At 31.4% G+C, this 8016-nt stretch carries 8 protein-coding genes; 5 read left to right on the forward strand and 3 right to left on the reverse strand.

Annotation, left to right across the window (positions count from 1 at the left end; genetic code table 11):
- Window positions 1-23: 23 nt before the first annotated feature.
- The 5 genes from nikA to Q0370_RS07535 all read left to right on the forward strand — a co-directional run bounded on the left by nikA (window position 24) and on the right by Q0370_RS07535 (window position 5079).
- Window positions 24-1646: a nickel ABC transporter substrate-binding protein gene (gene nikA, locus Q0370_RS07515; RefSeq protein WP_299574123.1), complete on the forward strand. Its 1623-nt coding sequence runs from the start codon at window positions 24-26 to the stop codon at window positions 1644-1646.
- A 128-nt stretch (window positions 1647-1774) separates the two neighbouring features.
- On the forward strand, window positions 1775-2719 hold the full coding sequence (locus Q0370_RS07520; protein ID WP_299574125.1) for an ABC transporter permease: 945 nt from the start codon (window positions 1775-1777) through the stop codon (window positions 2717-2719).
- A gap of 2 nt (window positions 2720-2721) precedes the next feature.
- Window positions 2722-3534 (forward strand): ABC transporter permease, encoded by an 813-nt coding sequence (locus Q0370_RS07525; protein WP_299574127.1) that lies wholly within the window; start codon window positions 2722-2724, stop codon window positions 3532-3534.
- Window positions 3522-4307, forward strand: a complete 786-nt coding sequence (locus Q0370_RS07530; protein ID WP_299574129.1) for an ABC transporter ATP-binding protein — start codon at window positions 3522-3524, stop codon at window positions 4305-4307. The genes Q0370_RS07525 and Q0370_RS07530 overlap by 13 nt, the downstream gene beginning before the upstream one ends.
- Window position 4308: 1 nt before the next feature.
- Window positions 4309-5079, forward strand: a complete 771-nt coding sequence (locus Q0370_RS07535; protein ID WP_299574131.1) for an ABC transporter ATP-binding protein — start codon at window positions 4309-4311, stop codon at window positions 5077-5079.
- A 98-nt stretch (window positions 5080-5177) separates the two neighbouring features.
- Here the strand turns inward: Q0370_RS07535 and Q0370_RS07540 are convergent, their stop codons facing one another.
- From Q0370_RS07540 to eutH, 3 genes are read right to left on the reverse strand one after another with little or no spacing between them, the layout of a single operon-like run.
- On the reverse strand, window positions 5178-5639 hold the full coding sequence (locus Q0370_RS07540; RefSeq protein ID WP_021743459.1) for a cupin domain-containing protein: 462 nt from the start codon (window positions 5637-5639) through the stop codon (window positions 5178-5180).
- Between the two features lie 25 nt (window positions 5640-5664).
- Window positions 5665-6810: an HAD family hydrolase gene (locus tag Q0370_RS07545; protein ID WP_147004705.1), complete on the reverse strand. Its 1146-nt coding sequence runs from the start codon at window positions 6808-6810 to the stop codon at window positions 5665-5667.
- A gap of 34 nt (window positions 6811-6844) precedes the next feature.
- Window positions 6845-7942, reverse strand: a complete 1098-nt coding sequence (gene eutH, locus Q0370_RS07550; RefSeq protein WP_299574138.1) for an ethanolamine utilization protein EutH — start codon at window positions 7940-7942, stop codon at window positions 6845-6847.
- Window positions 7943-8016 lie beyond the last annotated feature (74 nt).

The raw sequence follows: 8016 nt of genomic DNA on the forward strand, positions 1-8016 counted from the left end.
AATTTAAATAGAAGGAGAAAAAAATGAAAAATTCATTCAAGACGATTATCATTTTGCTGATAATGGGAATTATTTTTGCTTGTCAGCCAAAACAAAAAGAGACGGCAAAAGGAAAAGCTGAAAAATCTAGTAAAATCACGTTGGCATTTAATCAGGATCCTGTTGGGAATCTAAATCCGCATGAATATTTGCCAAGCCAGTTTATCACACAGGATATGGTTTACGATGGACTTGTATCTTACGGAGAAAATGGAAAAATTAAACCTATGCTAGCTGAATCTTGGGATATTTCCAAAGATGGAAAAACTTACACTTTTAAATTGAGAAAAAATGTAAAATTCTCAGACGGTTCAGACTTTAATGCAAAAAATGTTGTAAAAAACTTTGACACTATCTTTTCTAAACAAAACAAACCAAATCACTCATGGTTTGCATTTACTAATCATTTAAAATCATACAGAGCAGTTGACGATTATACATTTGAAATAGTTCTAGATACAGCTTATACTGCAACACTCTATGACTTGGCAATGATACGTCCTATACGTTTTTTAGGAGATGCTGGTTTCCCTGAAAATGGAGATACTTCTAAAGGTATAAAAAAACCTATAGGGACAGGTGCTTGGGTGTTAAAAGAACATAAAAATAATGAATATGCAGTTTTCGTAAGAAATGAATATTACTGGGGAGAAAAACCTGCCGCTTCAGAAGTTGTAATTAAAAATATTCCAGATAGCGAAACACTTGCTCTTCAATTTGAAGCTGGAGATATTGATTTGATTTATGGAAACAGTTTAATTAGCTTGGATAGATTTGAAACATACAGACAAGATAAAAAATACACTACTGCCACTTCTGAACCAATGTCTACAAGAATGATTCTTTTAAATACTACAAGCCCGATTTTAAAAGATCTTAAAGTAAGACAAGCATTGAGTCATGCTGTAGATAAACAAAGTATCGCAAAAAATATATTTGGTGGTGTTGAAAAACCTGCTGATACAATTTTTGCTCCAAATGTACCTCACACAAATATAGAACTTACAAAATATAACTTTGACTTGGCAAAAGCAGAGACATTGCTTGATGAAGCAGGGTGGAAAAAAGGTGCTGACGGTATGAGAGAAAAAGATGGTAAAAAAATGATTCTATCTTTCCCTTACATCAGTTCTAAAGTTACAGATAAAAATATAGGGGAATACATTCAAGGAGAATGGAAAAAAATTGGTATACAAGTTGACTTAAAGGCAATGGAAGAAAAAGCATACTGGGAAAACGCAACTGCAAAAAATTATGATTTAATGTCTGACTATTCATGGGGAGCTCCTTGGGATCCGCATGCTTACCTGACTGCAATGGCTGATGATTCAGTTAAAGGAACAAATCCTGGCTATGCTGCGCAACTAGGTTTACCAATGAAAGCTGAACTAGATAAAACTATCAAAGCTTTATTAATTGAACCTGATGAAACTAAATTAAATGAAATGTATAAATATGTATTAACTACTTTACAAGAGCAGGCTGTATATATTCCAATCAGCTATCAAGCTTTATTAAGTGTTTATAGAACTGGAGAGCTAGAAGGCGTGAAATTTATGCCAGAAGAAAATAGAATTCCTGTATGGACAACTGTAAAAGTAAAATAAATTAAAAATATCAAAATAGTGAAGCCTCTTCAAAATTGAATCTAGAAATTACAGATAATTTATTCAAATAATTTTTAAAAGTTTGGTTTTGGAGAGGTTTAAAATATTCAATTTTAAGGGATGATTTTGTGATAAAAAAATTAATATCATTATTTTCAATCTTTCTGGCAATATCAGTTATTACATTTTTCCTTGTAAAACTGTCGCCAGGAGATCCTGCCCAAAATTATTTAAGGGCATCTCATGTAAGCATAACTGCTGAAACATTAAAAGCAGCTAGAAAAAATTTAGGATTAGACAAACCTTTATATATTCAATATTTTAACTGGCTCACAGATATATTAAAAGGTGATTTTGGAATATCATATACAAAAAAAATTCCTGTTATAGAGCTTGTAAATGAAGCTATTGTTCCAACTTTTCAGCTTGGAATTTTTTCATTTGTAATTTTAATTATACTATCTCCTTTATTAGGAGTCTTAAGTGCAATTAGGAGAAATACAATTTTTGACTACACAGTTCAAGCTTTATCATACGCAGGAGTATCACTTCCCACTTTCTGGCTAGGCTATATACTAATTATTTTCTTTTCAGTTTCATTAAAAATCCTGCCTGTTTCAGGAAGAGGCGACTGGAAAAATTTTATCTTGCCTTGTATAACGCTTGTACTACCTTTAATAGCACAGACAACTTTTTTTATAAGAAAAAATATACTTGAAGAAATGGATAAAGCTCATGTTGAAAACGCAATTATTCGAGGTGTTTCAAAAAAAAGAATAATTCTTAACCATTTACTGAGAAATACATCTATTCCAATTATTACAGTTCTAAGTTCAAATATTATGTATTTACTGACAGGAAGTGTGTTAATTGAAGAAATTTTTGCTTGGCCTGGTATTGGAAAATTATTTACTACAGCTGTAAAAACTGGAGATTTTCCATTAATTCAAATTTGTCTTTTGTTTTTTGGAATAATGTCTATTATTGTAAATGAATTTACTCAAGCACTTGTAAAATATATGGATCCAAGATTAAGAATAAAAGAAAAATCCAAAGCTGGAGGTGTATTATAATTATGAAAAAAAGAAAATTATTTTATTTTTCAGTATCATTACTTGCTGTATTGATTTTCATTGCTATTTTTGCACCTTTACTTGCTCCCTATGATCCACAGTTTACTGATATTTCACAAAAACTTCAACTTCCAAGCAAACTTCATAAACTGGGAACAGACCATATGGGAAGGGATGTTCTTTCAAGGTTAATCTACGGAACAAGGCTGTCACTCATGATTTCAGGTCTAATTACAGTTATTACATTATGTATAAGCTTTCCTGTAGGAATTTTGGCAGGCTGGTTTGGAGGAAAACTGGATAAAATATTTTTATGGATTGTAAATGTCTTCATGGCTTTTCCGAGTTTTCTTTTATCAATGGCATTTGTCGGTATTTTAGGACAAGGAATAGGGAATATTGTAATTGCTGTAAGCGCTATTGAATGGATTTACTATGCAAGAATTTTAAGAAATACAGTTTCTAGTGTCAAACAGCAGGAGTATGTTCAGGCAGCACGGGCAATCGGAGCTTCACCCTTTTTCATAATAAGAAAGCATATTCTTCCTTTTGTTTTCAAGCCTGTTCTAATCGCAGCCCTAATGAATATTGGAAATATAATTTTAATGATTTCAGGATTTTCCTTTTTAGGAATAGGAGTACAGCCAAACATATCCGAATGGGGAATGATGCTAAATGACGCAAAACCTTACTTCAGACGAATTCCAGGGCTGGTACTGTATCCAGGACTTGCTATATTCATAACAGTTTTAACATTTAACCTGTTAGGAGAAACTTTTGATAATAAAGGAATAAAAAAATTATGGAAAAATTAGATATAAATTCACTAAAAGTCAGTATTGATAACAAAACAATACTAAATGACATTTCGTTTACATTACCAAAGGGAGAAACTCTTATTATCATCGGTGAAAGCGGTTCAGGAAAAACAATGCTTTCCAGATTATTAGTAGGAATAAAGCCTGACAATGCCAACATAAATGGGAATATATTCTTTGATGAAAAAGATTTATTGAAAATATCAGAAAAGGAGTGGAATGAATACAGAGGTAAAAAAATTTCATACATTTCCCAAAATCCTATGGCTGTGTTTAACTCTTTTCAAAATGTGGAATCTCACGCTGTAGAACTATTTCAAAGCAGGCTCGGCTTATCAAAAAAAGAATGTATAAATAAGATGATTGAAGAAATGAAAAAATTAAATCTTCCAAATCCAGAAGCACTAATGAAAAAATATCCATTTCAATTAAGTGGAGGAATGTTGCAAAGAATAATGTTTTCTATGATGATTCAGCTAGAACCTGAACTGCTGATAGCTGACGAGCCTACTTCGGCCCTTGATTACTATAATACCGAAAAAGTTACTGAATTACTAAAAAATCTGCAATCCCAAAACACTTCACTCATAGTAATTACTCACGATTACAATCTCGCAAAAGAACTTGACGGAAAAATAATTATTATGAAAAATGGAAATTTGATTGAAAAAGGTAATACTTCTGATATGTTAAAAAATCCTCAAAGTGACTACGGGAAATCATTAATATTGAGAAAACGCTACACAAGATACAAAAAAGAAGGAATTTGATATGAAAAAATTAGTAATTGAAAATGTAAGCAAACACTATGATAAAAAAGCCATTTTGTCCAAAATAAATTTATCTGTTTCACAAAACGAATGTCTTGGCATTATGGGAGAAAGCGGTTCTGGAAAAAGTACATTAGCAAAACTGCTCGTGGGACTGGAATCTTTTGATGAAGGAAATATCATATTTAATGAAATATCATATAAAAATATCAATAAAAAGCAATTATCCTTAATTCATCGTAAAATTCAGCTAGTTTTTCAAAATGCTTTTGGAGCAGTAAATCCCAAATATATAGTAGAAGAAGTCTTGACTGAACCTTTAAAAATACACTATAAAAAAGAACTTTCATACGAGGAAATGAAAAAACGGGCAGAAAATTTTTTAGGAAAAGTAGGACTTAACCCTGAATTTATATCACAAAAAGCCACTCAACTAAGTGGAGGACAGCTGCAAAGGGTCTGTATTGCAAGAGCATTAATACTAGAACCTGAAATAATCATATTTGATGAATCTGTCAGCGGTCTTGATCCTATTATTCAAGAGCAAATACTTGAACTGCTCGGGTCACTAAAAGAAACTATGAATTTAACATACATTTTTATTTCTCATGATTTTGAAGCTTGCTATTACCTATGCGACAAAATAGCTATAATAGAAAATGGAGAGATAGCCGATATTATTGAAAATCTTGATTCTCCTATCATAGTAAAAAATGAACGAATAAAACGTATTTTGGGAAAGGCTGTAAATTTTATCGAAACTACTCAATAAACTTATCTTTATTTCCTATTTAAATAACACAAAAGGCTGTTATCACTTTTGCACAATGTAGTTGATTAACAGCCTCTATTTTAGGGGTATTTATTATCTTATTTACAAGTATCTTGCCAATTTGCAGGATAGATTACATATAAGAATCTTGCAAAGTTAGGAGCACTAAATTTTATTTTTGAACCTTTAGGGATTAAAATGGCATCTCCCCTGTTTCCTGTAACTTTACGTCCATCTACTATAATTTCTAATGTTCCGTCTATTACATAATCTATTTCATCGTAGTTCAGTTCCCAATCAAATGCAGATTCTTCCATTTCCATAACTCCGCAACTCAATCTTCCGCTTTCTTCTATTGTAAATACATCAGTTAAGAATACTTTGTCATTAGGATTTCCAGTATCAAATCTTTCAGGTTTTACTGAAGGAATTTTAACAACTCCTACTCCACTTTTATCAATATGTTTTTCAAATCCTCCAACTTTTCTTCCAAGTTCTTCTTGTACTACTTTTCTTAATATTTTTTCCAATGTTTCCTTATCTAAATTTTTTAAGTCCATTATTTCTTCCTCCAAAATCTTTCAATTAATTTTCAGGAACGAATAACCCTGTTTCTTCGTTTCTTGTTTGAATTAACGCTCTAGCATCTTTTGCAAGATTGTCAAGTTTTCCTTTTCTTTTCATAAGAAGAAGTGTTTTTGTACCTTTATATTCAGAAAGCATATTTACATCTCCTTCACTGTCTCCTGCTACTAGAAGCGGATCTTTTCCACCATGTTTAGGTTTCAAGTATTTATTGATTACTTCAACTTTTCCTTTAGTCTGTGTTTGTGGATAACCATGCTTATATTCGGCAACATATTTGTCTCCATTCATTTCAAGACGCATTCCATAAACACTATCAGAACTTAAATTATATCCATAAGACTTATTGCTTGCAAATACTTTTACAATATCTTCAAGAGAAGCTGAAACTATATATACTTTTATACCATTTTTTTCAAATTCATGAAATAAATTGGCTGTTTCAGGCTGAGTTCTCAAACCACTCTTATATTGATGACTTACTTTACCTGCTTCACCTGTTAGTTTATCACTTGACTCAAGAACATATTTCCCAAGTTTATTCCCAATTCCAAAATCATTTGCTTCCTTAGCTAGTTTTTGCACTTCTGATACGCTCATATTTTCAAATAGGTAAAGTACCCAAGGATAAGCTACATCATGTGAAAAACTTCCACCTATTGCTTCATAAAGAAATGCTAATTTCCCTCTAAAATCTTTAAATTCTTCAGTTTGTTTAATTTTTTCCAAAGACATTTTTTGAGTTTTTATATAGTTATTGTAAAGAAAAGTGTATCTTTTATCCAAATCATTTGCTATTTTTGTAATGTTAATAGGCTGACCTTTTACATTAACATAGTCTTTTGCAAAGTTATCAAGCGGAATATCTTTTCTTATTGCTTTTGAAAATTGTGCCGGTGTCATTTTGAACTTTAAATTATCTATCTGATATCTAAACAAATTTTCTTGTGTATCTTGATAAATTGATGTATAATCCCAGTCAAAAACTACATAATTTCCTTGATTTTTATTTTCGTCTATAAGTTTTGATAAAGCTTCCCTGTTTTTTGGAACCCATCTCAATTCGTCTAAATTAGCAGCTGATAAAGCGAACGCCATAACTAAAAATACCAATAATCCAATCAATTTTTTCATACTAAATTTCATCTTTCATCTCCTCAGATAATCATTTTTCATATTTTTATTTTGCAGTTTCTTTTTTGCAGAATAATATTTTTGCTACAACTATCGCTGTTACTCCTGCCACTAATTTTCCAACTATCATTGGGAAAATCATTTGAGTATACTTTCCACCTTCAAATCCAGCTGTAAATCCTAAATGATCTCCAAAGACGAATGCCGCACTTACTGCAAAAGCAATATTCATAACTTTTCCATTCGCATCCATATCTTTTAAAATTCCAAACATTGGAATATTATTAGCCAAAGTTGCAACTAATCCAGCCGCACCAACTTCATTCATTCCAAGTCCTTTTCCTAATACTTCAAGTGGTTTACCGAATACTTTTGTAATAAAATGTACCAATGGATATGCTCCAGCTAAAACTATTGCAATTCCTCCAACTGTTTCCAATCCTACATCAATTGATTTCATCCCTGGAATTACAACAAAACCTGTTAATTTTTCAATAATTGCAGCCACTAACCCTATTGTAATTATAATTACCACAGCTTGACCAAAAACTTCAAATCCTTTTGTCATTTTTTCAGGCATAAAAATTAAACCTAAAATAATTAATGTAGCAACAATTATTATTGGTATCAAATTCACTAAAATCAATCCTATTGGGAATCCAGACACTAATCCACCTGCAAGTACTCCTAACGGTATTGTAGTAATTCCAGCTAAAATTCCTTTTGCCAAAAATGGTTTGTCATCTTTTTCAATAATTCCTAATGCTACTGGTATTGTAAACACGATAGTTGGTCCCATCATCGAACCTAATATAAATGCCGCTAATCTTCCAGCTTCTGGATTTTTAGCCATTCCTAATGCAAGCGGAGCTCCTCCCATATCATTTGCAAGAAGTGTTGTTGCAAACATAGCCGGATCTGCTCCTAATGCTGAATAAATTGGTCCTACTATTGGTGTCAAAATATTTCCTAAAACTGGTGCTAAAGAAATAATCCCAACCATAGCAACCGCAAGTGAACCCATAGCCATTATTCCTTCCTCAAATTTTTCACCATATCCCAGTTTATTTCCAAATATTTTATCTATTCCACCTATTGCCATAAAGATAGTCATAATAATAATTATTATTTTATCTATTCCCATTTTATATTCCTCCCAAATTTTCATTTAATTATTTTGTTTTAAATGAAAATACTCAAAATTATATTTATTCAAAA

The sequence above is a fragment of the uncultured Leptotrichia sp. genome, assembly GCF_938036635.1.
GTDB classification, from domain to species: domain Bacteria; phylum Fusobacteriota; class Fusobacteriia; order Fusobacteriales; family Leptotrichiaceae; genus Leptotrichia; species Leptotrichia hongkongensis.